Raw genomic sequence first — 25215 nt, forward strand, 5'->3', positions numbered from 1 at the left:
TTGCCTGGCGGCTTTAGCGCGGTGGTCCCACCTGACCCCATGCCGAACTCAGAAGTGAAACGCCGTAGCGCCGATGGTAGTGTGGGGTCTCCCCATGTGAGAGTAGGGAACTGCCAGGCATCAAATTAAGTAGTAAGCCGGTGCATTAATCCGGTGGTTACAAGCAGTCTTCGGTGGAGCGGTAGTTCAGTCGGTTAGAATACCTGCCTGTCACGCAGGGGGTCGCGGGTTCGAGTCCCGTCCGTTCCGCCACTTATTAAAAGCCCTGAGTTAACGCTCAGGGCTTTTTTCTTATCTGACGTTTAATTATTGCGAAATCAGCAAAAATCCTCTGCGTTTTACGATCTTTTTCTCTATAACACCGCCAGCGATAATCGTCCTCAGTTTACGAACATAACGATTGAGGAAAATTATGACTCTCCCTGCATTTGGTCTGGGCACTTTCCGCCTGAAAGACGACGTTGTTATCGCATCAGTTAAAACCGCACTCGAACTGGGCTATCGCGCAGTTGATACGGCGCAGATCTATGAAAACGAAGCTGCCGTTGGACAAGCTCTCGAAGAGAGCGGTGTACCGCGTAATGAGCTGTTCATTACCACGAAAATCTGGATTGAGAATCTCAGCAAAGACAAGCTGATCCCAAGCCTGAAAGAAAGCCTGAAAAAACTGCGTACTGACTACGTCGATCTGACGCTGATCCACTGGCCATCACCAAACGATGCCGTCTCCGTGGAAGAATTCATGCAGGCGCTGCTGGAAGCGAAAAAGCAGGGCTTAACCCGCGAAATTGGGATCTCCAACTTCACGATCCCGCTGATGGAAAAAGCCATTGCGGCTGTAGGTGCAGAAAATATTGCGACCAACCAGATTGAACTGTCTCCTTACCTGCAGAACCGCAAAGTCGTGGACTGGGCAAAACAGCACGGGATCCACATCACCTCATACATGACGCTGGCCTATGGTAAGGCGCTGAAAGATGAAGTGATTACGCGTATCGCTGAGAAACATAACGCGACTGCCGCGCAGGTCATTCTGGCATGGGCAATGGGTGAAGGTTATGCCGTGATCCCATCTTCAACTAAACGTGAAAACCTGGCGAGCAACCTGTTAGCAACGGATCTTCACCTGGATGCTGACGATAAAAAAGCGATCGCAGCCCTGGAGTGCAACGATCGCCTGGTCAGCCCGGAAGGCTTAGCTCCTCACTGGGATTAAGTTTGACCCACCCTCTGTAACCTGAACCCTCACACAGCTCCTCCGGGAGCTGTTTTTATATGTTCACTCAGAAAATCAATAAAGGCACGAATGCGCGTACTCACCGCTCTGTCACTGTAATATACCGCGCTAAAAGGCATTTCGACCGGCAGGCGTTTATCGGCCATCAATTCCACCAGTTCACCCCGCGCAATCTCCTTATCGATCATATAGTCTGACAGGCAGGCGATACCATTGCCTTCGAGGCACAGCTGCTTCAGCGTTTCCCCGCTGTTAGACGACAATCCGCTAGTAATTTCATGAAGTTGCCCGTCATGGCAGGCGACAGGCCAGGTGTTCAGCGATACCGGCTCCGTAAAGCCCAGGCACAGATGCTGCTTCAGTTCTTCAACCGTCTCCGGTTTACCATGTTCAGCAATATACTGTGGCGACGCGATAATTTTTCGGTAGCTGGCAAACAGAGGGCGGGCACGCAAGCTTGAATCGGTCAGCGTTCCCGCCCGGATAGCCACATCTACCTTTCGCTCGATGAGGTTGATAAACGTCTCTGAGGAGACCAGAGAGAGCGTCATCTCCGGATAACGTTCGCGGAAAGGTTTAATCAGCGGCATCAGAAAGTGAAGCACAACCGGCGTGGCCGCATCAATGCGCAGTAACCCACGCGGCGTGCTGCGGGTTTCCATAATCTCGGTCTCGGCTGCGGCCATCTCCTGCAGTACCGACTGCACGCGGCGAAAATAACGCTCCCCTTCTTCCGTCAGGCTCAGTTGCCGCGTCGTTCGGTTAAGCAGGCTCACCCCAAGCTTCATCTCCAGCTTTTTAACCGAGCGGCTAATGGCTGAGTTAGCCTGTCCCAGCTGTTCGGCCGCGCGGCTAAAGCTGCCGCTTTCGACGACGGCGACAAAGATTGTCAGCTCTTCTGACGTTGCTTTCATTGTTGCACCACCCGCAAAATTCTATTGATATTTTGACCATTTTTGTTATTTAAGCACTGGCGCATACTGCCTGTCATCTTAATCCTGATGATACGGAGTATTTTATGCCACTGGCGCTTCTTGCCCTGACGATCAGTGCCTTTGCAATTGGCACGACCGAATTTGTTATCGTGGGACTGGTTCCCACCATTGCTAACCAGCTTGCGATCTCATTGCCCTCCGCCGGATTGCTGGTGTCCATCTATGCCCTGGGTGTTGCCGTCGGTGCCCCCGTGCTGACGGCCCTGACCGGACGCTTTCCGCGTAAGCAGCTGTTAGTTGCATTAATGGTGCTGTTCACCGCCGGCAACGTGCTGGCCTGGCAGGCGCCGGACTACACCACGCTGGTCATCGCTCGTCTGTTGACCGGCCTTGCACACGGGGTGTTCTTCTCGATTGGTTCCACTATTGCAACCAGCCTGGTACCAAAAGAGAAAGCGGCCTCCGCCATTGCGATCATGTTCGGTGGGCTGACCGTTGCACTCGTCACAGGCGTACCGTTGGGCACGTTTATCGGACAACACTTCGGCTGGCGTGAAACGTTCCTGGCCGTCTCCTTACTGGGCGTCATTGCCCTGGTGACCAGCCTGCTGCTGGTGCCGTCGAATATTCCTGGCCGGGCCAGCGCCAGCCTGAGCGATCAGCTGAAGGTGCTCACGCATCCGCGTTTGCTGATCATCTACGCGGTTACGGCGCTGGGCTATGGTGGCGTATTCACCGCCTTCACTTTCCTTGCACCGATGATGCAGGACCTGGCGGGTTTCTCCCCCAATGCCGTGAGCTGGATTTTGCTGGGATACGGTATTTCCGTTGCGATTGGCAATATCTGGGGCGGCAAGCTTGCGGATAAGCATGGTGCGGTACCGGCGCTGAAATTCATTTTCGCCGCGTTGGTCGTTCTGTTGATGATTTTCCAGTTCACGGCTTCGATACAGTACGCCGCGCTGGTCACGGTACTGGTCATGGGGATCTTCGCCTTTGGTAATGTGCCCGGGCTTCAGGTCTACGTTGTACAGAAAGCCGAGCTTTATACGCCCAATGCGGTGGATGTGGCGTCCGGCCTGAATATTGCCGCTTTTAATATTGGTATCGCGCTGGGCTCCATCATTGGTGGGCAAACCGTCGAACACGTCGGATTAACCCAGACGCCATGGATTGGCGCGGTGATTGTCCTGGTCGCTTTCCTGTTGATTGGTCTGAGCGGACGTCTTGATAAACCCGCCCGCGTCGCGCTGGGTTAACATCAGTAAGCGCTTGCTTACAAAACTGGAAAGCGGTTTCTCAGAAATTGCGTTGAAAGTGTGACCTAAAGTCCCTATAACATTAGAACCAGTCCGTTTTCCGGACTGGTTCATGTTACAGAGGCTGTTTCCAAAAGTGCGAAAAAATACCTATGCCATGCGTTATGTAGCCGGAATGCCCGCGGAGAGGATCTTGCCTCCGGGGTCATTTGCGAGCATAAGCCAGGCATTACCCGCCGGCACACCGTTAAGCAGCGATGAAAAAATCCGTGTACTGGTGTGGAATATCTTTAAGCAGCAGCGTGCGGAGTGGTTATCGGTTCTCAAGAATTTTGGCAAAGATGCCCATCTGGTCCTGCTCCAGGAGGCGCAAACCACGCCTGAACTCGTTCGGTTTGCTACCACTCACTATCTTGCCGCCGACCAGGTACCCGCCTTTGTTCTGCCTCAGCACCCCTCGGGCGTGATGACGCTTTCAGCGGCACATCCCGTCTATTGTTGTCCACTGCGCGAACGAGAGCCTATTCTGCGCCTGGCGAAATCGGCGCTGGTGACGGTCTATCCGCTGCCGGATACCCGTATGCTGATGGTCGTGAATATCCACGCGGTGAACTTCAGCCTGGGCGTGGATGTGTACAGTAAGCAGTTACTTCCGATTGGCGATCAGATAGCGCATCACAGCGGGCCCATCATTATGGCCGGCGATTTCAATGCCTGGAGCCGTCCGCGCATGAATGCGCTGTACCGCTTTGCGCGCGAAATGTCGCTGCGTGAAGTTCGTTTTAGCGATGACCAGCGCAAAAAAGCCTTTGGTCGTCCTCTCGACTTTGTCTTCTATCGTGGGTTGAGCGTGCACGACGCCTCCGTGCTGGTGACGCGCGCCTCCGATCATAACCCTCTACTCGTCGAATTCAGTCCCGGCAAACCTGATAAATAATGGTGTGTCAGGTCTGCCGTGGGGCAGGCCTGTGCAGGTGCTGCCCTTTTATTTTTAACCCACAAAGGACAGTACGATGACAACAACACACTCCCATCATGACAACGTAGAAAAACAGTTTGGTTCGCAGGCAAATGCGTATCTGAGCAGCGCCGTACACGCTTCAGGTCGCGATCTGGTGCGTCTCGGTGAGCGCCTGTCGGCATTCCCGCAGGCGCACGTGCTGGATTTAGGCTGTGGGGCAGGGCATGCCAGCTTCACGGCTGCGCAGCAGGTGGCGCAGGTTACCGCATATGACTTATCCAGCCAGATGCTGGAGGTGGTTGCTGAAGCGGCGAAAGCGAAGGGGCTGGACAACATTGATACGCGTCAGGGCTATGCCGAATCCTTACCTTTTGATGATGCCGCGTTTGAGGTGGTGATCAGCCGTTATTCCGCGCACCACTGGCATGATGTTGGCCAGGCATTACGCGAAGTCAAACGCGTTCTGAAGCCGGGTGGCATCTTCATTATTATGGATGTGATATCGCCTGGACATCCGGTGCGCAATATCTGGCTGCAAACGGTGGAAGCGCTGCGCGACACCTCGCATGTGCAAAACTACGCCAGCGGAGAGTGGTTATCGCTTATCACGGAAGCGGGACTGATTACACGCTCGTTAATCACAGACCGTTTGCCGCTGGAGTTTAGCTCGTGGATTGCGCGTATGCGCACCCCGGAAGCATTAAGTCAGGCAATCAGGCTGTATCAGGAGAGTGCGTCGGCAGAGGTGAAGGCGTACTTTGAACTGCAGGACGATGGTTCATTTACCAGCGATACCATCATGGCGGAAGCGCAAAAAGCGGGATAAACAAAAAAGGCACCGAGGGGAATCGGTGCCTTTTTATCTTTCGGTCGTGTTATCAGGAGTCTGGCGTCGCGCTGTTCTTCACAAACAGCGTTAGCTGGTCGCCTGGTTTCAGATTGTCAGTATCATTGTTCCAGCGCATCACATCTTTGATGTTCACGCCGTGACGTTTTGCGATACTGGACAGCGAGTCACCCTTACGCACGCGATAGGTAATGCTATCGCTGTTGTTGGCAAGACGCTGTGCACTGCTACCTGCGCCAACCGTCAGATTCTGACCCACTTTCAAGCCCGATCCGCGCAGATTGTTCCACTGCTGGAGATCTTTTGCGCTCACGCCAAGACGTGATGCAATGCCTGAAAGCGTATCACCTGAACGAACCTTATAACTGCGGCTGTTGACGGGTGAGGCATCCGCGATCAGCGTTGACTGAACGGCAGCGATTTCACCCGAAGCTAAAGACTCACGTAACTGCTCAGCATGTTTCTGCGGAACCATTACATACTGCGGACCACTCGCCCCCAGGGTTGAGCCTTTAACGCCAGCATTAAAGGTTTTCAGTTTACTTACCGACATACCCGTCATATCGGCAACCTGTTGAATATCAACCGGATTGCTGAGGCGAACACGCGCCAGTGCACGACTTTCGTCTGGTGTTGGCAGTTGCACACCGTAACGCTTGCTGTTCTTGAGAATATCGCTCAGTGCCAGCATTTTCGGTACGTAAATCTTTGTTTCCTGTGGCAGTGAGAGCGACCAAAAATCGGTGGATTTACCCCGTGCTTTATTCGCTTTCATTGCCTTCAGTACACGACCTTCGCCGCTATTGTACGCTGCGACCGTTAACAGCCAGTCGCCGTCAAACATCTTGTTCAGACGTTGCATCATGTCGAGAGCGGCTGTCGTTGAAGCGACAACATCGCGACGCGCATCATAGTTGCGGGTCTGTTTCAGACCATAGTTTCGCCCGGTGCTCGGAATGATCTGCCAAATGCCTGCGGCATTGGCGCCAGACGTCGCGTGTGGGTCAAAAGCGCTCTCCACTATGGGTAGGAGTACCAGCTCCATAGGCATGTTACGTTTCTTAACTTGCCCGGCTATCCAGTACATATACGGCTCTGCCCGTAACGTTACATCGTGGAGATAGCTCTTATTACTTAAATACTTCTGTTTCTGTTCGCGAATCCGGGTATTTTCCGGAATTCCCATCTTTAGCTCGTCGCCAATAGAGGTCCACAAGTCTTGATCCTGCGCGAAAGATGTTCCATCGTCCATCCAGCGCGCCGAACTTGTAAACTTCCCTGCTTCCCCTTGACCAGCTGCAGAAAGGCTCTGTGCGTGCTGTTGTACGTTGCTGCCGTTCTGCGACTGGCAACCTACAAGCAGGACAGAGGCGAGTAATATCGCTTTTGCCTTCATGTGTGTGTCAATAGTTGCTTAAAAGACGAGCGATGATAACGGCGAAATTTTGAAAAGGCAACCCGCAATTATCTGAAGTTATCTTTCTTTGACCTTAACCATGCAAATCGCTGTTCTGGTTGTTGCAAATTTGTTTCTTGGTTAATTTTATTAATTAAATCAATATCATCTGTTCGTAAAAATAAATTAATTTGGCGCTCATTTTTCAGAATTACGGGGAGTGTTTTTTGGTTTTTTGCACGTAACTCCTTCACTTTGTGATAATAATCCTGAATCGCCCGATCCTCAGGCAACAGGCTGACGGCAAACTTCATATTTCCTAATGTATACTCATGCGCGCAACAAATAACGGTATCATCGGGTAATGCGTTAATCTTCTGTAAAGACTGATACATTTGTGCTGGTGTGCCTTCAAACAGTCTTCCGCAGCCTCCGGAGAACAGCGTGTCGCCGCAAAAAAGATAAGGCTTACTGTAGAAACACAGATGTCCCAAAGTGTGACCCGGTGTAGCAAATACGGAAAACTCCCACTCACGTATGAGGATTTTTTCGCCTTCTTCGACTAATTGCGTGAGTCCCTTATCTTGTGCCTCTGCCGGTCCGTATACCACAACATGCGGAAAGTGGGCGCGCAGTTCAGGCACGCCGCCCGTATGATCGTGATGGTGATGCGTCAACAGAATGGCTTCCGGCTGCCAGCCGTTCTCTTTTATTGCGCGCAGTACGGGGGCGGATTCTCCGGGATCGACAATGACGCATCGACGTTCATCGTCCACCAAAACCCAGATGTAATTGTCCTCAAAAGCGGAAATACTGATAAGATTCATACATTACCTCTAATAGCGTGGCGGGTGTGTTGATGAAACCGGCAAGGATACCTCAGACTGTCGCAGCACCGGAACGTTGGGCGGAATTGCCCTGGGGTGAATACTATCGCGAAGCGTTAGAGCAACAGCTGAAGCCCTGGCTGGCGAAAATGTATGGCTTTCACCTGCTTAAGATTGGCAATCTCAGCGCGGAAATCAATACCGAAAGCTGCGCTATCTCGCATCAGGTCAACGTCTCTCTCGGCGGATCGCCGGTTCAGGTGAAAGCAGACCCGTTACATCTGCCGTTTGCGGAAAAATCCGTTGATGCGTGTTTGCTCGCACATACGTTACCCTGGTGCAGCGATCCGCACCGTCTGCTTCGCGAAGCCGATCGCGTGCTGATTGATGACGGCTGGCTGGTACTGAGCGGATTCAATCCGCTGAGCCTGATGGGCCTGCGTAAGCTGGTACCGGTGCTGCGTCGGACGCCGCCTTACAACAGCCGGATGTTTACCATGATGCGCCAGCTCGACTGGCTGTCACTGCTGAACTTCGAAGTGCTCTGCTACGGCGGTTTTCAGGTGCTGCCCTGGGCGCGGCAGGGGGGCGTCTTGTTGAGCACGCATTTGCCTGCCTTAGGCTGCATGCAGTTTATCGTCGCGCGTAAGCGAACCATTCCCCTTACGCTTAATCCCATGAAGCAGAGCAAATCGAAAACGCCAATCCGTCAGACCGTTGGCGCCACGCGGCAATACAAAAAGCCGTGATCAGGATTCAGGCTGATAGCCCGCGTCCTCATGCGCAGGGTTAGCGGCCGCCGCACGCGCCAGCTCGTCACAGCGTTCGTTTTCCGGATGGCCGGCGTGCCCTTTAACCCATTCCCACTTAATCTGGTGCTGGCCCAGCGCAGCATCAAGACGTTTCCAGAGATCGACGTTCTTGACCGGTTTCTTATCGGCAGTCTTCCAGCCGCGTTTTTTCCAGTTATGGATCCACTGGGTAATTCCCTGGCGGACGTACTGACTGTCGGTACTTAACACCACGTCACAATGTTCTTTTAACGCCTCCAGCGCCACAATGGCCGCCATGAGCTCCATCCGGTTGTTGGTGGTCAGAAAATAGCCTTCGCTAAAAGTTTTTTCGTGCTGGCGATAGCGCATAATCGCGCCGTAGCCGCCGGGACCTGGGTTGCCGAGACAAGAGCCATCGGTGAAAATTTCTACCTGTTTACGCATCTCTGGTAGACTTCCTGTATTTGAAACGTTCAGTTAAACGATAAGTCTGACATAAATGACCGCTATGAGCACTGCAATTACTCGCCAGATCGTCCTCGATACCGAAACCACCGGTATGAACCAGATCGGCGCGCACTACGAAGGGCATAAGATCATCGAGATCGGCGCCGTTGAAGTGGTGAACCGTCGTCTTACGGGGAACAACTTCCACGTCTACCTCAAGCCCGATCGGCTGGTGGATCCCGAAGCGTTCGGCGTTCACGGTATTGCCGATGAGTTCTTGCTGGATAAGCCGACGTTTGCGGATGTGGCTGACGAGTTTCTGGAATACATCAAGGGCGCCGAGCTTGTCATCCATAACGCCTCGTTCGATATCGGCTTTATGGACTATGAATTCAGCAAGCTTAATCGTGATATCCCGAAGACGAACACCTTCTGTAAGGTAACAGACAGTCTGGCGCTGGCGAGGAAGATGTTCCCCGGCAAGCGTAACAGCCTGGATGCACTTTGTTCGCGCTACGAGATAGACAATACCAAACGAACGCTCCACGGGGCGTTGCTCGATGCCCAGATCCTCGCCGATGTCTATCTGACGATGACCGGCGGGCAGACGTCAATGAAGTTCAGTATGGAAAATGAGTCTCAGCAGACGCAGGGCGAAGCGGGTATTCAGCGTGTTGTCCGTCAGGCAAGCCGGCTACGGGTTGTTTTAGCCAGTGATGAAGAGCTGCTTAACCACGAATCCCGTCTTGATCTGGTGCAGAAGAAGGGCGGCAGCTGTCTCTGGCGTGCCTGAAAAAACGCCGGAATGCCTGTAAAATCATCGTTTGGGCGATTTTTGCAGCAAACGATTCAAAACGCGAGAAAAAGCGTTGACGAGATCGGAGGCGCACCGTAATATGCGCCTCGTTCCCCAAACGGGAACAGTGGAGCGGTAGTTCAGTCGGTTAGAATACCTGCCTGTCACGCAGGGGGTCGCGGGTTCGAGTCCCGTCCGTTCCGCCACTATTCAGAAGGCCTGAATCTGAAATGATTCAGGCCTTCGTCGTTTCAGCGTTCTGTAATCCCATTCCCTCACTTATCGTTAACAAAAAGTTAATATCAATGGTGCAATTAATTAACAATTGCACGGTTGCAGTGCGTTATTTGCACTGTTGTTGTGCATTTTGTCACCATGCCTCTCTTCAGACCTCATTCAGAATGTGTCTTTCTGTAAAAATAATTCACGCAGAATCATTTGGTTATCTCCCGCTTGCCAAAAAAATACCGAACCAATTACGTATTGGTTTGGTTATTGCTTAATCATTAGCACGATAAGCTTCATTCCATATCAATAACTTATCGTTAATAAAAATAAAGCAATGATGAAAGTGAGCGAACCAATATGGAAAAACCGTCACGGTTTCTGGCCAATTCCAGCACCGCGCTTGAGCAGTTGCGCGGGCTAATCAACCAGCATGAGTCAACACCAGGCATTCCGCTGCCCACGGAACGTGAGCTGTCGGACACTCTCGGCGTAGGGCGACGTGAAGTCCGTCGTGCGCTGGACGTGCTGGAAGAAGAGGGGCGTATCTGGCGTAAGCAGGGCAAAGGGACCTTTATCGGCCCGTCAGCACCTGTTGAACCGCTGGCCCTTCAGGGACTGGTGCAGCAAACCAACCTTCTGGAAGTGATGGAAGCTCGTCTTCAGCTTGAACCCGGCCTGGCCCGGCTTGCGGCACTGCGTGCCACCAGGGAAAACCTCGCGCTTATGCAGCGCATGCTGGAACGCATCGATAAGGTCAGCCCGGATGACCGCGATCTCAACGAACTGTGGGATAGCGCCTTTCACCGGGCGATTGCCGAGGCGGCGGGCAACCGTCTGATGCTCGGCCTGTTTGATGCCATTGATGCCGTCAGACGTGAACCGGGCTGGCAGCATCTGCGCGAATTAGCCCGCACGCCTGAACGTGTCGATAGCTATAACGACCACCACCACAAGATCATGGCGGCGATTATCCATCGCCAGCCTAATGAAGCTGCGGCCGCCATGCGCGAACACCTGCTCAGCCTGCAAACCGCCCTGATTCAGGCGATCCACCTTGAGGACGACTTCACGCCATGACGACAATCCCCTTTAAGGACGCCACGCCCGTACTGCAAGTCCAAAACCTCAACGTTACGTTCGCGGGCTCGCCGGTTAGCGTGCTTGACGGTATCTCATTGACCGTCAGGGCGGGCGAAACGCTGGCGCTGGTGGGAGAGTCCGGCTGCGGGAAAAGTATCACCTCACTGGCGCTGATGGGGTTACTGCCCGCCAGCGCACGGATCGTCAGCGGGGAGATGCAGTTTCGCCGCCACGATCTGCGCAAGCTCTCGCCGCGGGAATATGCCGATCTGCGCGGCAGCGAGCTGGCGATGATTTTCCAGGAGCCGATGACCTCGCTCAATCCGGCGTTTACGCTGGGCGATCAGCTGAGTGAAGCGGTCATGCGACACCAGGACGTCTCGCGCGCAGAGGCGATGAAGGTCGCGCTGCAGATCCTCGAGAAAGTGCAGATCCCGGCGGCAGAGATGCGTCTCAAGGCTTATCCTCATCAGCTTTCCGGCGGCATGCGCCAGCGCGTGATGATTGCCATGGCGCTGATTAACCATCCCAAATTGCTGATTGCCGACGAACCGACCACCGCGCTCGACGTCACCATCCAGGCGCAAATCCTCGCCTTGCTCAACGCCCTCAAAGAAGAGACCGGCACGGCGGTGCTGATGATCACCCACGATTTAGGCGTGGTGGCCGAAGTGGCGCAGCTGGTGGCGGTGATGTATGCCGGACAGGTGGTAGAGCAGGGAAGCGTTGAGGCGATATTTGCCGATCCGCAGCACCCGTACACCATCGGCCTGATGGGGTCGATTCCCTCCCTTGGCGCACGTAAAGGCCCGCTTTCCACCATTCCCGGTTCGGTACCTCTGCCGGAATCCATGCCGAAGGGCTGTCGTTTTGCCACCCGCTGTCCGTTTGCGCAGGCGCGCTGCCATGATGAAAAACCGCAGCTCGCCACGCTCGGCGCGGGTCATCAGGTTGCCTGCTTCCGCGTGCCGCTCGAACACCACATCGCCCTGGGAGAGACCGCATGACCACGCCCATTCTTGAAGCTCGGGACCTCAGCAAGCTGTTCCCCGGTCCGAAAAAACTCTTTACCCCGGCCCGGTTTGTAAGGGCGGTCGATCGCGTGTCGCTTGCCGTGATGCCGGGCGAAACGCTGGCGATTGTCGGCGAGTCCGGTTCCGGAAAATCCACGCTTGGCCGCCTTTTGCTGCGCCTGCTGGCCGCCAGCGAAGGGCGCGTGTTTTATCAGGGGGAAGAAATCACCCACGCCTCGGGCGCGCGGCTCAATCAGCTCCGCCGCGAGCTGCAGATCATCTTCCAGGATCCCTTCGCCTCCCTGAACCCGCGCATGACGGTGGAGCAGATCGTCGGCGAGCCGCTGTGGCTGCACCAGAACATAAAGAAAGCGGACCGCCAGTACCGCGTTGCCGAGTTACTTAAAACCGTAGGCCTGCCCGCCGCCTGGGCAGGGCGCTACCCACACGAGTTTTCCGGCGGGCAGCGCCAGCGTATTGGCATTGCGCGCGCGCTGGCCTCGGGACCGAAGCTGCTGCTGGGCGATGAGCCGGTATCCGCGCTGGATGTCTCCGTTCAGGCGCAGGTGGTCAATTTGCTGGAAAGCCTGAAGCAGCAGCTGGGGCTGACGATGGTGATTGTCGCCCATGGTCTGGCGGTGATCCGCCACATGAGCGACCGCGTGGCGGTCATGTACCTCGGGCAAATCGTCGAGCTCGCCACCGTGGATGAGATCTTTGACGCGCCGCTGCATCCTTATACGCAGGCGCTGATTGCCTCGGCGCCGCAGATGCAGCCGGGCGCTGAACGCGACGCGCCGCTGCTGCAGGGGGACTTACCGAACCCTGCCAGCCCGCCGTCCGGCTGTCGTTTCCACACCCGTTGCCCGTACGTCACCGACGAATGCCGCCAGGTCGAGCCGATTAATCAGGTGCTCGATGGCGGGCGTCAGGTTGCCTGCCACCGCTGGCAGGAGATCAACCGCGATCGCAGCGTTATCCAGATCGCACCGCCATCCGCCGCTTTTCTGCGCCGCCGCGCGCTGTTTGAACACGCGGCCACCCACTCATCCCTTCCTTCAAGGAACTCATGATAATGACAATGCGTAATTCTCTTTTGACCGTACTGGGAAGTGTTATGTTGCTTGGCGCGGCGCTGCCCGCCCATTCTGAAAGCGTGCTGCGTATTGGCCTGGGGGCAGATCCGGACATGCTCGACCCGCACCTGGCGCGCACTTACTATGGCCGCTTCGTCTTTGCCTCCCTGTGCGACAGGCTGGTGGACGTGGATGAAAACCTGAAGGTCGTCCCCGGTCTGGCCAAAGACTGGGCGTGGAGTGACGACGGTAAAACCCTGACGCTCAATCTGCGCGAAGGCGTCACCTTCCACGACGGTGAGAAATTCGATGCCGCTGCGGCAAAATACAACCTCGACCGCGCCCTGACCCTGAAAGGCTCCCTGCGTAAAAGCGAGATCTCCTCCGTTGAATCGGTCGAGGTCACCGGCCCGATGCAGATTGCGCTGCACCTGAAGACCCCCGATGCCGCGCTGTTGATGCAGCTCACCGACCGCGCGGGCGCGATGATGGCCCCTGAAGCGGCGAAAAAGCCTGATTTTGCCGCCCATCCCGTCTGTTCCGGCCCGTATAAATTCGACAGCCGCGTATCCCAGGACCGCATCGTGCTGACCCGCTTCGACAACTACTGGAACAAAGACGCCTACCACTTCGACAAAATTATTTATCTGCCGATCCCGGATGCCTCCGTGCGCCTTGTGAACCTGCGCGCGGGCGATCTCGATCTGACCGAAGGGATTGCTGCCAGCGACGTGAAAACCGTCGAGGCCGACAGCAAGCTGGCGCTGGCGAAGGTAACGGGCCTGGGCTACCAGGGCATCACCTTCAACATCAACAACGGCAAGGTGCCAGCCAACGACCCGTTCAAAGATGCCCGCGTGCGCGAGGCTTTCTCGCAGGCCATCGACCGCGATGCGCTAAACCAGGTGGTCTTTGAAGGACTGTATACGCCAGCCAACCAGGCGTTTTCGACGGTCAGCCCGTATCACGTCAACCTGCCGGTCCCGCCGCGTGACGTCGACAAGGCCAAAGCGCTGCTCAAAGCGGCAGGCGTCAGCGCGCCGCTGACCGTCAACCTGCTGGTGCCGAACAACCCCACCTCACAGCAGGTGGGGCAGGTGCTGCAGGCGATGGTCGCCGAGGCGGGCTTTAACCTGAACCTGCAGATGACCGAATTCGCCACGCTGCTGGACCGCCAGCAGAGCGGGGACTATCAGCTGAGCTTCTCCGGCTGGTCGGGGCGCCCGGATCCGGACGGCAGCATCTACGGCTTTATCAACAGCAAAGGCACCCTGAACGACGGCCGCTACAGCAATGCGCAGGTCGATGAGTGGCTGACCCAGGCGCGCCAGAGCACCGACCAGGCTGCGCGCCAGCCGCTGTACGACAAGGTTGTGAAGCAGCTGCAAACGGATATGCCGATTGCCTACCTGTACTTCGAGCCGCGTATTTTTGGCCTGAACAAAAGCGTGCAGGGCTTTAAGCCGTACCCGGACGGCATCGTGCGTCTGGCTGGCTTAACGCTGGCGAAATAACCGTCCTGAGGAGAGCCCATGCTGGAACTGATTTGCAAACGTCTGCTGCTGGCCGTCCCGACGCTACTGCTGGTGAGCATGATGGTGTTTGGGCTGCAAAAGCTGCTGCCTGGCGACCCGCTGATCGCCATGGCCGGCGAGGAGCGCGACCCGGCAGTTATCGCTCAGCTGCGCGCGGAGCTGAACCTCGATGCGCCGATCCCCGTGCAGTATTTCCACTGGCTGACGCGGGCGCTGCAGGGCGATCTGGGCGTCTCCTTACGCACGCATGAGCCGGTGACGCAGCTGATTGCCAGCAAGCTGCCGGTTACGCTGGAGCTGTCGCTGCTGGCGATGATCATCGCGCTGGTGTTTGGCATCAGCATGGGCATCCTCGCGGCGGTGAACAAAAACAGCTGGGTCGATCACGGGGCGAACTTCGTGGCGATTTCGGGGATCTCGATCCCGCACTTCTGGCTGGGGATCCTGCTGATTCTGGTCTTCTCGGTGAACCTGCAATGGCTCCCCGCGTCCGGCTATGTGCCGTTCAGCGAAGATCCGCTCCAGAACCTGCGCACGCTGCTGCTGCCCGCGTCCGTGCTCGGAACGGGCCTCGCGGCAACGCTGATGCGCCATACCCGCGCCTCGATGATTGCCGTGCTGAAAGCGGATTACATCCGCACCGCGCGGGCGAAAGGGCTGCTGCCGAAAGCGGTGATCCTGAAGCACGCGTTTCGCAACGCGCTGGTGCCGGTAATCACCCTCACCACGCTGCTGTTTGGCGAGCTGCTGGGCGGCGCGGTGCTGACCGAGCAGGTTTTCACCATTCCTGGCTTTGGCAAGATGATCGTCGACTCGGTTTTCAACCGTGACTATGCGGTGGTGCAGGGTGTGGTGCTGATCGTGGCGATTGGTTTCCTGATGCTGAACCTTCTGGCCGACGTGCTCTACGTCCTCATCAACCCGAAAATGCGAGGTTAACCATGGCAGAACTGACGACGCAAACCGTTGTGCCTGCGCTGCCGGGGGCGCAAAACCGGGTGCTGAAGAAATTCCTCGGCAATAAAAGCGCGGTCATTGGCGCGGCGGTGGTGGGCTTCTTTGTGCTGGTGGCGCTGCTGGCGCCGTGGATCGCCCCGTTCGATCCGGTCAAGGCCAACTTCCTGGCGGTGCGCAAAGCGCCGTCGGCGATGTACTGGTTCGGCACCGACGAGCTGGGGCGCGACATCTTATCCCGCATTATCTGGGGGGCGCGCACCTCGCTGATGGCGGGCTGCTTGTCTGTGGTAATTGCCGTGGTTATCGGCGTACCGCTGGGGCTGGTGGCGGGCTACTTCCAGAAGATGTGGGACGGCGTCATCTCGCGCGTGATCGAGGCGCTGCTGGCCTGCCCGTTCCTGATCATGGCGATCGCGCTGGGGGCATTTTTAGGCCCGAGCCTGACCAACGCGATGATCGCCATCGGTCTTTCGGCGATGCCGATCTTCGCCCGCCTGACGCGCGGGCAGGTGATCGCCATTCGCAACGAAGAGTATATCGACGGCGCGCGGGCGATTGGCCTGCCGGATCGCTGGATCATCATCAAGTACGTCCTGCCCAACGTGATGTCGCCGATCCTGGTGCAGGCCACGCTGGCCATTGCCTCGGCGATTATCGCTGAAGCCAGCCTGTCGTTCTTGGGGCTGGGACAGCAGCCGCCCAATCCGTCCTGGGGCTCTATGCTCAACACCGCCAAAGGTTTTCTTGAGCAGGCCCCGTGGATGTCCATTTTCCCCGGTGTGGCGATTTTCCTTGCCGTGCAGGGCTTTAATTTACTCGGCGACGGGCTGCGCGATGCGCTCGATCCGCGCCATGACTAAGGAGTCATGATGACCAAAGCGCTTGATTTTACGTCCGGTTACGATTCACGACGCCCGCCGATGCTGGGCCATAACGCCGTTGCAACGTCTCAGCCGCTGGCGGCGCAGGCGGGAATGAAGATGCTGCAGCTAGGCGGGAATGCCGTGGATGCGGCCATTGCCACCGCGATGGCGCTGACGGTGGTTGAGCCGACCGGCAACGGGATCGGCAGCGATGCCTTTGCCATCGTCTGGGACGGTGAAAAGCTGCACGGCCTTAACGCCTCCGGTCGTTCGCCTGCGAGCTGGCATGCGGATCTGTTTGCCGGAAAAACCGCAGTGCCGGAAATCGGCTGGGACGCGGTGACCGTGCCGGGCGCGGTATCCGGCTGGGTCGCGCTGGCGGAACGCTTCGGCACGCTGCCGCTGACCACCCTGGCGCAGCCCGCCATTGACTATGCGCGTAACGGTTTTCCGGTCTCCCCGCTGATTGGGCATCTCTGGCAGCGCGGCTATAGCAAGCTGAAAGATCAGCCGGGCTTCAGCGCCTGCTTCGCGCCGGAAGGCCGCGCCCCGCGCGTGGGGGAGATCTTCCGTAACCCGGCGCAGGCGAACTCGCTGGAGCTGATCGCCCGTACCAACGGCGACGCCTTTTACCGCGGCGAGCTGGCGCAGAAAATTGCCGCCTTCGCCAAAGAACATGGCGCGCACCTGACGGCTGAGGATCTGGCCAACCATCGCGTGGACTGGGTAGAGCTGCTGTCGCGCGACTTCGCGGGCGGTTCGGTGCAGGAGCTCCCGCCTAACGGTCAGGGGATCGCCACGCTGATTGCGCTCGGCATCCTTGAGCAGTGCGGCATTGAGAAGCATCATCCGGATTCCGTGCAGTCTCTTCATCTGTCCATCGAGGCGATGAAGCTGGCGCTGGCGGATCTCGACCGCTACGTGGCGGACGAAGAACACATGGCGTTCGCGGCAAAAGAGCTGCTGAGCGACCATTATCTGAAGTCACGTGCGGCGCTGATCAACCACGACAGCGCGTCTGATTTTGTCTACGGTTCCCCGACGCAGAGCGGCACGGTCTACATCAGCACCGCCGACGCCAGCGGGATGATGGTCTCGTTTATTCAGTCCAACTATATGGGCTTCGGTTCAGGCATTGTGGTGCCGGATACCGGGATCAGCCTGCAAAACCGGGGCTGCGGATTTGTGCTGGATCCTGAGCACCCGAACGCGCTGGCGGGCAGCAAGCGCCCGTTCCACACCATCATTCCGGGCTTTGCGATGGACGGCAACGGCCAGCCGCTGATGTCCTTTGGCGTGATGGGCGGCCCGATGCAGGCGCAGGGGCACATGCAGATGGCACTGCGCATCATGCTGCACGGGCAAAACCCGCAGGCGGCAATCGACGCCCCGCGCTGGCGCGTGGTGCAGGGCAGGGAGGTGATCGTTGAATCGACGTTCGATCGCAACACGATTGCCGCTCTGCGCGAGCGCGGGCATCAGATCGTGGTAGAAGATCCGCTTCAGGATTACAACTTCGGTGGCGCGCAGGTGATTTACCGCCTGCCGGAAGGACACTACGTGGCCGCGACGGAAAGCCGCAAGGACGGGCAGGCGCTGGTGAGTTAAAAGAAGCGAGCAACATTGGTAGGCCGGGTAAGGCGTAGCCGCCACCCGGCTTTTTTTTCACTCAATGCTAAAAGGATCCGCATCCTGCCACGCCGGAAACTTCTCCCGGTACTCCTTCAGCGCCGTTAACGATAATTCGGCATCAATACGCGTCGCCTGATGCGGCTCGGCGGTGGCGATGATCTCGCCCTGCGGATTCACCACCCGGCTGTCGCCGCGATAGTGATGCCCGTTGCCGTCCGTCCCCACGCGGTTGCAGCCCACCACGTACGCCTGGTTCTCAATCGCGCGCGCCACCAGCAGCGATTGCCAGTGCAGGGAGCGCGGTGCAGGCCAGTTGGCAACATACAGCGCCAGGTCATAATCGTTGCGGTTACGCGACCACACCGGGAAACGCAGGTCGTAGCAGACCAGCGGCAGAATACGCCAGCCGCGCCATTCGAACACCACGCGCTCGTTACCGGCTTCATAGTGATGATGTTCATCCGCCATGCGGAACAGGTGGCGTTTATCGTAAAAATGCACGTTCCCTTCCGGCTCCACCAGCAGGAAGCGGTTCACCGGCCCGCGTTCGGTCTGCAGGGCGGCGCTGCCGGCGATCAGCGCATTAGTCTGCTGCGCTTTGGCGTGCATCCAGGCAACCACCTCATCCTGAGGCATTGACTGTTTTGCCGCTTCCATGGCGAAGCCGGTGGTGAACATTTCCGGCAGGACAATCACATCACGCCCGGTAATGTCTTCCAGTTGGCGATCAAAGTGGCGCAGGTTGGCGGGGCCATCCATCCACACTAAAGGTTGTTGCAAAATAGAAATCTTCAGACCAGGCACAATTCAGACTCCTCAAACGACCACTTTTTGACACTGTAGCACGACATAACGAGAAAATGTGGCAATAAAAAACCCCGCGCGAGGCGGGGTTTGTATAAGCGAAACGCGTTATGCCGCTTCAGGTTTGCGGTGCTTCTCCGGCAGCTTTACCGGCTGCGTCGCCAGCTCGTCCGGTTCGAAATCATCCACGTTAATGCTGCGCAGACGGCTCTCTTCGGCTTTCACCAGCAGAGCGGCTTCATCTTTATTGATAATGCCCCCGGCCAGCGCCTGTTTTGCCAGTTCGTCCAGACGGGTAAATGGCAGGTTTTTGCCCAGCTGTTTACAGATCTTCTGGTGAATCGGATCGGCGGCCATCACGTCCAGCAGCGCTTCTTCCAGCAGACCCACCGGGTTATGCGGCGTCGGCGCCAGATACTGACCGCGACCGATGCGGGAGCGGGTTGCACTCGGAACCTGCAGGATCTTCGCCACTTTGTGGTCCAGCTTGTCGGACGGCGCCAGATGGTGACGACCGGTCGGGAAGATCACTGCGCGCAGGGCGCCTGCCACGAAGCGGTTCGGGAAGTTTGCCAGCAGATCGTCAATCGCCTGTTCAGCCTGATACAACGCATCCTGCACGCCCCAGTGCACCAGCGGCAGATCCGCTTCCTGACGGCCTTCATCGTCGTAACGTTTCAGGACCGCAGAGGCCAGGAAGATCTGGCTCAGCACATCGCCCAGACGGGCAGAGATACGTTCGCGACGCTTCAGGCTGCCGCCCAGCACCGCCATGGAAACGTCAGACAGCAGGGCCAGGTTGGCGCTCAGACGGTTCAGATGCTGATAATAACGTTTAGTTGCATCGCCGGTCGGCGTGGCGCTGGTAAGGCCACGCGTCAGGCCCAGCCAGAAGCTGCGCACCTTGTTGCTGCCCACGTGACCGATATGTTTGAACAGCAGCTTATCGAAGGCATCCACGTCGTTGTTCTGCGCAGCGGCCATCTCTTCCAGCACGTAAGGATGGCAGCGAATTGCGCCCTGACCGAAGATCATCATGCTGCGGGTCAGGATGTTTGCCCCTTCCACGGTGATGGCAATCGGTGCGCCCTGATAGCCGCGCGCCAGGAAGTTGCCTTCGCCGAGCATAATGCCTTTACCGCCTGCAATATCCATCGCGTCAATGATTGACTGCTGCGCGCGGTGGGTACAGTGGTACTTCACAATGGCGGACAGTACGGCCGGTTTTTCGCCCTGCATAATGCCGTAGGTAATCAGCGTGGCGGCGGCGTCCATCACGTAGGCGTTGCCCGCGATACGCGCCAGCGGCTCTTCGATACCTTCCATCTTGCCGATGGAGATTTTGAACTGACGGCGGATGTGCGCGTAGGCACCAATCCCCATCGCCACTGACTTCAGACCGCCGGTTGAGTTCGACGGCAGGGTAATGCCGCGGCCCACCGACAGACATTCCACCAGCATACGCCAGCCCTGACCGGCCATTTTCGGACCGCCGATGATGTAGTCAATCGGCACAAAGATATCCTGGCCGCGGGTTGGGCCGTTCTGGAACGGCACGTTCAGCGGGAAGTGACGACGACCAATCTCGACGCCTGGGGTAGAGGTTGGGATCAGCGCACAGGTAATGCCCAGATCTTCTTCACCACCCAGCAGTTTTTCCGGGTCAGAGAGCTTAAAGGCCAGACCCAGCACGGTGGCGATAGGGGCCAGCGTGATATAACGCTTGTTCCAGGTCAGGCGCATGCCCAGCACCTGCTCGCCCTGCCACTCGCCCATGCAGACCACGCCGGTATCCGGAATCGCGCCCGCATCGGAGCCTGCTTCCGGGCTGGTCAGCGCGAAGCAAGGGATTTCCTGACCGCGTGCCAGACGCGGCAGGTAGTGATCTTTTTGCTCTTCCGTACCGTAATGCTGCAGCAGTTCGCCCGGGCCTAAGGAGTTAGGCACGCCAACGGTAATCGCCAGGATCCCGGAAACGCCTGCCAGCTTTTGCAGCACGCGAGCCTGAGCGTAAGCGGAGAACTCCAGACCGCCGTACTCTTTCTTAATGATCATCGCGAAGAAGCGATGCTCTTTCAGGTACGCCCACAGTTCTGGCGGCAGATCGGCCATTTCATGGGTGATAGCAAAGTCGTTCGCCATACGGCAGGCTTCTTCTACCGGGCCGTCAATAAACGCCTGTTCTTCCGCGGTCAGACGCGGCTGCGGGTAGTTATGCAGCTTTTTCCAGTCCGGATTGCCCTGGAACAGATCGCCTTCCCACCAGGTAGTGCCCGCATCAATCGCCTCTTTTTCAGTGCGCGACATTGGCGGCATCACTTTGCGGAAGCCTTTGAACACCGGTGCAGAGATCATTGATTTACGCATCGGGGCAAAGTTAAACGGCAGAAGGATGATGGCAAGAGGGACTAAAAGCCAGATATTCCAGAGACCTGCGACGCCAAGCGCAGCCGTCCAGGCCAGAAGAATCAGGCTGCTCAGGAATAAACTTACGCGGTGATAGAACAACACACCGAGCAGAACAACGGTTGCGAGAATGCTCAAAATCATCATAAAGAAAAGCTCCCTTGCTTGTAGGAGGTCTGACCACTTGTGATGATATGGTTGTAGTTGATGTTATTTCCTTTAGCAATGTGTTTACAAAATAATTACAACCTGGTTCACATTGTTCGCGTTTTACCCGGCACGAAAAAGCAAAACGCCGGACGTTTCGCATGGCTTTAGCTTCTCGCTTTTCCCGCTATCCGGTACACTCCACTGTGTTATTTCATCAATACTGAAGGATTATCCTCATGTACCAGGATCTTATTCGTAACGAACTGAACGAAGCGGCGGAAACGCTGGCTAACTTTCTGAAAGATGATGCCAATATTCACGCTATTCAGCGCGCAGCGGTCCTGCTGGCCGACAGCTTCAAAGCGGGTGGCAAAGTGCTCTCCTGCGGTAACGGTGGCTCTCACTGTGACGCGATGCACTTCGCAGAAGAGCTGACCGGTCGCTATCGCGAAAACCGCCCGGGCTACCCGGCGATTGCGATTTCCGACGTGAGCCACATCTCCTGCGTAGGCAACGACTTCGGTTACGACCACATCTTCTCTCGCTACGTTGAAGCGGTAGGCCGTGAAGGCGACGTGCTGCTGGGGATTTCTACCTCCGGCAACTCCGGTAACGTGATCAAAGCGATCGCCGCCGCGCGTGAAAAAGGGATGAAAGTCATCACCCTGACGGGTAAAGATGGCGGTAAGATGGACGGTACGGCGGATGTTGAAATTCGCGTTCCGCACTTCGGTTATGCTGACCGCATTCAGGAAATTCACATCAAAGTGATCCACATCCTGATCCAGCTGATCGAAAAAGAGATGGTTAAGTAAGACTTCGCGGGGGGCATATCCATTGGGGCGCTGCCCCCGCTGTTGTGGAGGTGATGTATGTGCGAACTGCTCGGGATGAGCGCGAATGTGCCAACCGATATCTGCTTTAGTTTCACCGGGCTGGTGCAGCGCGGTGGAGGAACCGGGCCGCATAAAGACGGCTGGGGCATCACCTTCTACGAAGGTAAAGGGTGTCGCACGTTCAAGGATCCACAGCCCAGCTTTAACTCACCGATTGCCAAACTGGTGCAGGACTATCCCATCAAGTCCCGCTCGGTGATCGCCCACATTCGCCAGGCTAACCGCGGCGAAGTGGCGCTGGAAAATACCCATCCGTTTACCCGCGAGCTGTGGGGCCGTAACTGGACCTACGCGCACAACGGGCAACTCACGGGCTATAAGTCGCTGGAGACGGGCAATTTCCGCCCGGTTGGCGAAACCGACAGCGAAAAAGCCTTCTGCTGGCTGCTGCACAAGCTGACGGAGCGCTATCCCCGTACGCCAGGCAACATGGCTGCCGTGTTTAAATACATCGCGACGCTGGCGACCGAGCTACGTGAAAAAGGCGTGTTCAACATGCTGCTCTCTGACGGCCGCTATGTGATGGCGTTCTGCTCGACGAATCTGTTCTGGATCACCCGCCGTGCGCCGTTTGGCGTGGCGACGCTGCTGGATCAGGATGTGGAGATAGACTTTCAGAAGGAGACCACACCGAACGATGTGGTCACTGTTATTGCAACGCAGCCGCTGACGGGCAACGAAACCTGGCAAAAGATTATGCCAGGCGAGTGGGTGCTATTTTGTCTCGGGGACCGTGTAATTTGACGCCAGCTGTGGATGGACGACTTCGTGGCTCAGCGGTTTGCTGACCACGTAACGGCCATCTACGATAGAGACCACCGGTGGCTTGTGGGTCTGCTCAAAGTAGTCATAACCCGGCTTCAGCTGTTGCCAGAAATCCGCGTAGTATGAGTACTTGTGACGTGCCATGTTGGCGTCCGTCATGCGGAACGGATAGATGCTGACCTGTACGCTAGGCTGCCCAAAGACCAGCGCGCCGGTCACGAACTGGAAGATCTCATCAATGCCGGAATCGGTCATCGCATAACAGCCGATAGACACGCAGGCACCGTGGATCATCAGGTATTTACCTTCATAACCGTGCGCACGGTCATAGGCATTCGGGAAGCCGATGTTAATGGCTTTATAGAAGCGGCTGTCAGGCTTGAGCTGGCTGCGCTGAACGTTGTAAAACCCTTCCGGACTTTTGAAGTCGCCCTGACGTTGTTTTGGCCCCAGTCCGCCGGAGTAGTTACAAATTTTGTAACTATCAAGCAGCTGATATGTCTCGCCCATTTTCACAAACAGATCGAGAGTGCGTTCTTCCTTGAAGATTTGAATATAAACCGGCGATCCCATTAACTGCTGTTTATATTCCTTGCTGACCGGCGTCGTTGAGCTATTACTGCTGAGCAGTCCGGCAAACGACATGCACGGAATCAGAAGCATCGCAATGAACAATGCGATTTTACGCATACTACTAGTTCCTTGATAAAACCATGACCAACTTGCCAGGACGGCAAAAGAGACCCGAAATCAGATTATTCTGTTAGGAGCGCTCACATTAGCACCGCTATAGATTTTCGCAAGAGCCGGGCGGTGAGTTTACAAATTAGTTTTACTTTATAAACCATCAAAATCGCGATGGCTCCAGGAACTTTGCGCATTAGCTCGCAATTTGGCGCGCGCGACGGCGGTTTCCCTGCCCGCGAGAAGGGGAAAATGTTACACTTCGCGGCCACTGGATTGTTGTTCATGGAAACCTGCTAACCACATGTTTAAAATAAAAAAAGGACTTGAACTGCCCATTGCAGGCGTGCCCGCGCAGCACGTTTCGACAGGCGCACGTGTCCGTCATGTCGCCATTGTGGGCGACGACTACCTGGGAATGCGACCTTCTATGCTGGTACAGGAAGGCGATCGCGTGATCACAGGCCAGGCGCTCTTTGAGGACAAAAAAAATCCCGGCGTGATGTTCACGGCCCCCGCAAGTGGCACCGTTGTGGCGATTAACCGTGGCGAACGACGCGTTCTGCAGTCGGTGGTTATCCGCATTGAAGGCAACGAACAGCGTGAATTCGCCCATTACGATGCCGCAGACCTCGCCTCGCTGAGCCGTGACGCTGTTCAGGCTCAGCTTCTGGCGTCCGGTTTATGGACCGCGCTTCGTACCCGTCCCTTCAGCAAATCCCCTGTGCCAGGCACGGAACCGGCCGCGATTTTCGTCACGGCAATGGACACCAACCCGCTCAGCGTGGACCCGCAGCCGGTTATCCTGGCGCAGCGCAAAGCCTTTGATGCCGGGCTGACCGTGTTAACCCGCCTGACGTCGGGGAAAGTCCACGTATGCCAGGCCGGCGGCGGCAAGCTCGGCGGACATCCGCAGGGGCAGGTCACGTTTAATGCGTTTGCGGGCCCGCATCCGGCGGGTCTGGTTGGAACGCACATCCACTTTCTTGAGCCGGTAAGCCTGGCGAAACAGGTCTGGCACCTTAATTATCAGGACGTCATCGCCATCGGGAAGCTCTTCACCACCGGTAAGCTGTGCGCGGAACGCGTCATCGCCATCGGCGGGCCGCAGGCGGTAAACCCGCGTCTGGTGAAAACGCTGATTGGCGCGGATATCAATGAACTGCTGACCGACGAAATCAAAGCGGGCGAAAACCGGCTGATTTCCGGTTCGGTCCTCAGTGGCCGCCATGCCATGCAGGCGCACGCCTATCTGGGACGTTTTCATTTGCAGGTCAGCATTGTGCAGGAAGGGCGCGACAAAGAGCTGTTCGGCTGGGTGCTGCCCGGTGCGGAAAAATACTCCGTCACCCGGACCACGCTGGGCCACTTCCTGCGTAACAGGCTGTTTAATTTCTCGACCACTACGCACGGTGGCGAGCGCGCCATGGTCCCGATTGGCAACTACGAGCGCGTCATGCCGCTGGATATTCTGCCGACCATGCTGTTGCGCGATCTGCTCGCCGGTGACACCGACAGCGCGCAGGCGCTGGGCTGCCTGGAACTGGACGAAGAAGATCTGGCGCTCTGTACCTATGTCTGTCCGGGAAAATACGAATATGGACCGGTATTGCGCGAGGTGTTAACCCGCATTGAGCAGGAAGGATAA

The 25215-nt window shown here is 56.8% G+C and carries 23 protein-coding genes, 2 tRNA genes and 1 rRNA gene; 19 read left to right on the plus strand and 7 right to left on the minus strand.

Features of this window, described 5'->3' with window-relative positions; translation table 11 throughout:
- The first annotated feature begins 3 nt into the window (after positions 1-3).
- The 3 genes from rrf to dkgB all read left to right on the plus strand — a co-directional run bounded on the left by rrf (position 4) and on the right by dkgB (position 1216).
- Positions 4-119, plus strand: a 5S ribosomal RNA gene (gene rrf, locus F3J31_RS17210).
- A 56-nt stretch (positions 120-175) separates the two neighbouring features.
- Positions 176-252, plus strand: a tRNA-Asp gene (locus F3J31_RS17215).
- Positions 253-412: 160 nt separating this feature from the next.
- Positions 413-1216, plus strand: a complete 804-nt coding sequence (gene dkgB, locus F3J31_RS17220; protein ID WP_024909445.1) for a 2,5-didehydrogluconate reductase DkgB — start codon at positions 413-415, stop codon at positions 1214-1216.
- A 29-nt stretch (positions 1217-1245) separates the two neighbouring features.
- Here the strand turns inward: dkgB and yafC are convergent, their stop codons facing one another.
- The gene (yafC, locus tag F3J31_RS17225; RefSeq protein WP_045909864.1) at positions 1246-2151 is read right to left on the minus strand and encodes a DNA-binding transcriptional regulator YafC; all 906 of its coding nucleotides are present in this window, start codon (positions 2149-2151) and stop codon (positions 1246-1248) included.
- 104 nt (positions 2152-2255) lie between these two features.
- On the opposite strand from yafC, the gene F3J31_RS17230 reads away from it, so the two are divergent.
- From F3J31_RS17230 to F3J31_RS17240, 3 genes are all read left to right on the plus strand, one after another.
- Entirely contained in the window at positions 2256-3431 is a 1176-nt protein-coding gene (locus F3J31_RS17230; RefSeq protein WP_063620856.1) for an MFS transporter, read from the plus strand.
- 136 nt (positions 3432-3567) lie between these two features.
- Positions 3568-4368, plus strand: coding sequence for an endonuclease/exonuclease/phosphatase family protein (locus F3J31_RS17235; protein ID WP_025912579.1), 801 nt, complete (start codon positions 3568-3570; stop codon positions 4366-4368).
- Positions 4369-4444: 76 nt separating this feature from the next.
- Positions 4445-5218, plus strand: a complete 774-nt coding sequence (locus F3J31_RS17240; protein WP_167214358.1) for a class I SAM-dependent methyltransferase — start codon at positions 4445-4447, stop codon at positions 5216-5218.
- Positions 5219-5270: 52 nt separating this feature from the next.
- Here the strand turns inward: F3J31_RS17240 and mltD are convergent, their stop codons facing one another.
- The gene (gene mltD, locus F3J31_RS17245; protein ID WP_045909861.1) at positions 5271-6635 is read right to left on the minus strand and encodes a murein transglycosylase D; all 1365 of its coding nucleotides are present in this window, start codon (positions 6633-6635) and stop codon (positions 5271-5273) included.
- Positions 6636-6703: 68 nt separating this feature from the next.
- A complete protein-coding gene (gene gloB, locus F3J31_RS17250; RefSeq protein WP_167214361.1) occupies positions 6704-7462 on the minus strand; it encodes a hydroxyacylglutathione hydrolase in 759 nt (252 codons plus the stop codon).
- Positions 7463-7494: 32 nt separating this feature from the next.
- Between gloB and F3J31_RS17255 the strand changes: the two genes are divergently transcribed.
- Positions 7495-8211 (plus strand): class I SAM-dependent methyltransferase, encoded by a 717-nt coding sequence (locus F3J31_RS17255; protein WP_045909859.1) that lies wholly within the window; start codon positions 7495-7497, stop codon positions 8209-8211.
- Here the strand turns inward: F3J31_RS17255 and rnhA are convergent, their stop codons facing one another.
- Positions 8212-8712 carry a ribonuclease HI gene (gene rnhA / locus F3J31_RS17260; protein WP_223540539.1) on the minus strand — a complete coding sequence of 167 codons (501 nt, stop codon included), beginning with the start codon at positions 8710-8712 and terminating at the stop codon, positions 8212-8214.
- Between the two features lie 31 nt (positions 8713-8743).
- Between rnhA and dnaQ the strand changes: the two genes are divergently transcribed.
- The 9 genes from dnaQ (at position 8744) to F3J31_RS17305 (ending at position 17838) form a co-directional block, all read left to right on the plus strand.
- Positions 8744-9475 carry a DNA polymerase III subunit epsilon gene (gene dnaQ / locus F3J31_RS17265; protein ID WP_048029949.1) on the plus strand — a complete coding sequence of 244 codons (732 nt, stop codon included), beginning with the start codon at positions 8744-8746 and terminating at the stop codon, positions 9473-9475.
- 132 nt (positions 9476-9607) lie between these two features.
- Positions 9608-9684: transfer RNA gene (locus tag F3J31_RS17270), tRNA-Asp, on the plus strand.
- Between the two features lie 379 nt (positions 9685-10063).
- Positions 10064-10783 carry an FCD domain-containing protein gene (locus F3J31_RS17275; protein WP_045909857.1) on the plus strand — a complete coding sequence of 240 codons (720 nt, stop codon included), beginning with the start codon at positions 10064-10066 and terminating at the stop codon, positions 10781-10783.
- Complete coding sequence (locus tag F3J31_RS17280; RefSeq protein ID WP_167214363.1) at positions 10780-11793, plus strand: ABC transporter ATP-binding protein; 1014 nt, start codon at positions 10780-10782, stop codon at positions 11791-11793. The genes F3J31_RS17275 and F3J31_RS17280 overlap by 4 nt, the downstream gene beginning before the upstream one ends.
- Entirely contained in the window at positions 11790-12872 is a 1083-nt protein-coding gene (locus F3J31_RS17285) for an oligopeptide/dipeptide ABC transporter ATP-binding protein (protein WP_167214366.1), read from the plus strand. Before F3J31_RS17280 ends, F3J31_RS17285 begins: the two co-directional genes overlap by 4 nt.
- A 2-nt stretch (positions 12873-12874) precedes the next feature.
- A complete protein-coding gene (locus F3J31_RS17290) occupies positions 12875-14389 on the plus strand; it encodes an ABC transporter substrate-binding protein (RefSeq protein WP_205246286.1) in 1515 nt (504 codons plus the stop codon).
- An 18-nt stretch (positions 14390-14407) separates the two neighbouring features.
- Positions 14408-15349 carry an ABC transporter permease gene (locus F3J31_RS17295; RefSeq protein ID WP_008500268.1) on the plus strand — a complete coding sequence of 314 codons (942 nt, stop codon included), beginning with the start codon at positions 14408-14410 and terminating at the stop codon, positions 15347-15349.
- 2 nt (positions 15350-15351) lie between these two features.
- Positions 15352-16227, plus strand: a complete 876-nt coding sequence (locus F3J31_RS17300) for an ABC transporter permease (RefSeq protein WP_167214369.1) — start codon at positions 15352-15354, stop codon at positions 16225-16227.
- A gap of 9 nt (positions 16228-16236) precedes the next feature.
- Positions 16237-17838: a gamma-glutamyltransferase family protein gene (locus F3J31_RS17305; protein WP_167214612.1), complete on the plus strand. Its 1602-nt coding sequence runs from the start codon at positions 16237-16239 to the stop codon at positions 17836-17838.
- Between the two features lie 57 nt (positions 17839-17895).
- Here the strand turns inward: F3J31_RS17305 and F3J31_RS17310 are convergent, their stop codons facing one another.
- Both F3J31_RS17310 and fadE read right to left on the minus strand, forming a co-directional pair.
- Positions 17896-18666 carry an amidohydrolase gene (locus F3J31_RS17310; protein WP_045909852.1) on the minus strand — a complete coding sequence of 257 codons (771 nt, stop codon included), beginning with the start codon at positions 18664-18666 and terminating at the stop codon, positions 17896-17898.
- A gap of 108 nt (positions 18667-18774) precedes the next feature.
- Positions 18775-21219, minus strand: a complete 2445-nt coding sequence (fadE, locus tag F3J31_RS17315; protein ID WP_167214371.1) for an acyl-CoA dehydrogenase FadE — start codon at positions 21217-21219, stop codon at positions 18775-18777.
- A gap of 239 nt (positions 21220-21458) precedes the next feature.
- Between fadE and lpcA the strand changes: the two genes are divergently transcribed.
- Positions 21459-22037 (plus strand): D-sedoheptulose 7-phosphate isomerase, encoded by a 579-nt coding sequence (gene lpcA / locus F3J31_RS17320; RefSeq protein WP_010427884.1) that lies wholly within the window; start codon positions 21459-21461, stop codon positions 22035-22037.
- A gap of 57 nt (positions 22038-22094) precedes the next feature.
- On the plus strand, positions 22095-22862 hold the full coding sequence (locus F3J31_RS17325; protein ID WP_008500262.1) for a class II glutamine amidotransferase: 768 nt from the start codon (positions 22095-22097) through the stop codon (positions 22860-22862).
- Here F3J31_RS17325 and dpaA read toward each other — a convergent pair.
- On the minus strand, positions 22833-23573 hold the full coding sequence (gene dpaA, locus F3J31_RS17330; RefSeq protein WP_167214374.1) for a peptidoglycan meso-diaminopimelic acid protein amidase: 741 nt from the start codon (positions 23571-23573) through the stop codon (positions 22833-22835). The two genes, F3J31_RS17325 and dpaA, sit on opposite strands and share 30 nt — an antisense overlap.
- Before the next feature lie 298 nt (positions 23574-23871).
- Between dpaA and F3J31_RS17335 the strand changes: the two genes are divergently transcribed.
- Positions 23872-25215, plus strand: a complete 1344-nt coding sequence (locus tag F3J31_RS17335) for a Na(+)-translocating NADH-quinone reductase subunit A (RefSeq protein ID WP_167214377.1) — start codon at positions 23872-23874, stop codon at positions 25213-25215.

Origin of the sequence: Enterobacter sp. Acro-832 (assembly GCF_011752745.1) — a bacterium.
Lineage (GTDB): Bacteria > Pseudomonadota > Gammaproteobacteria > Enterobacterales > Enterobacteriaceae > Enterobacter > Enterobacter quasiroggenkampii.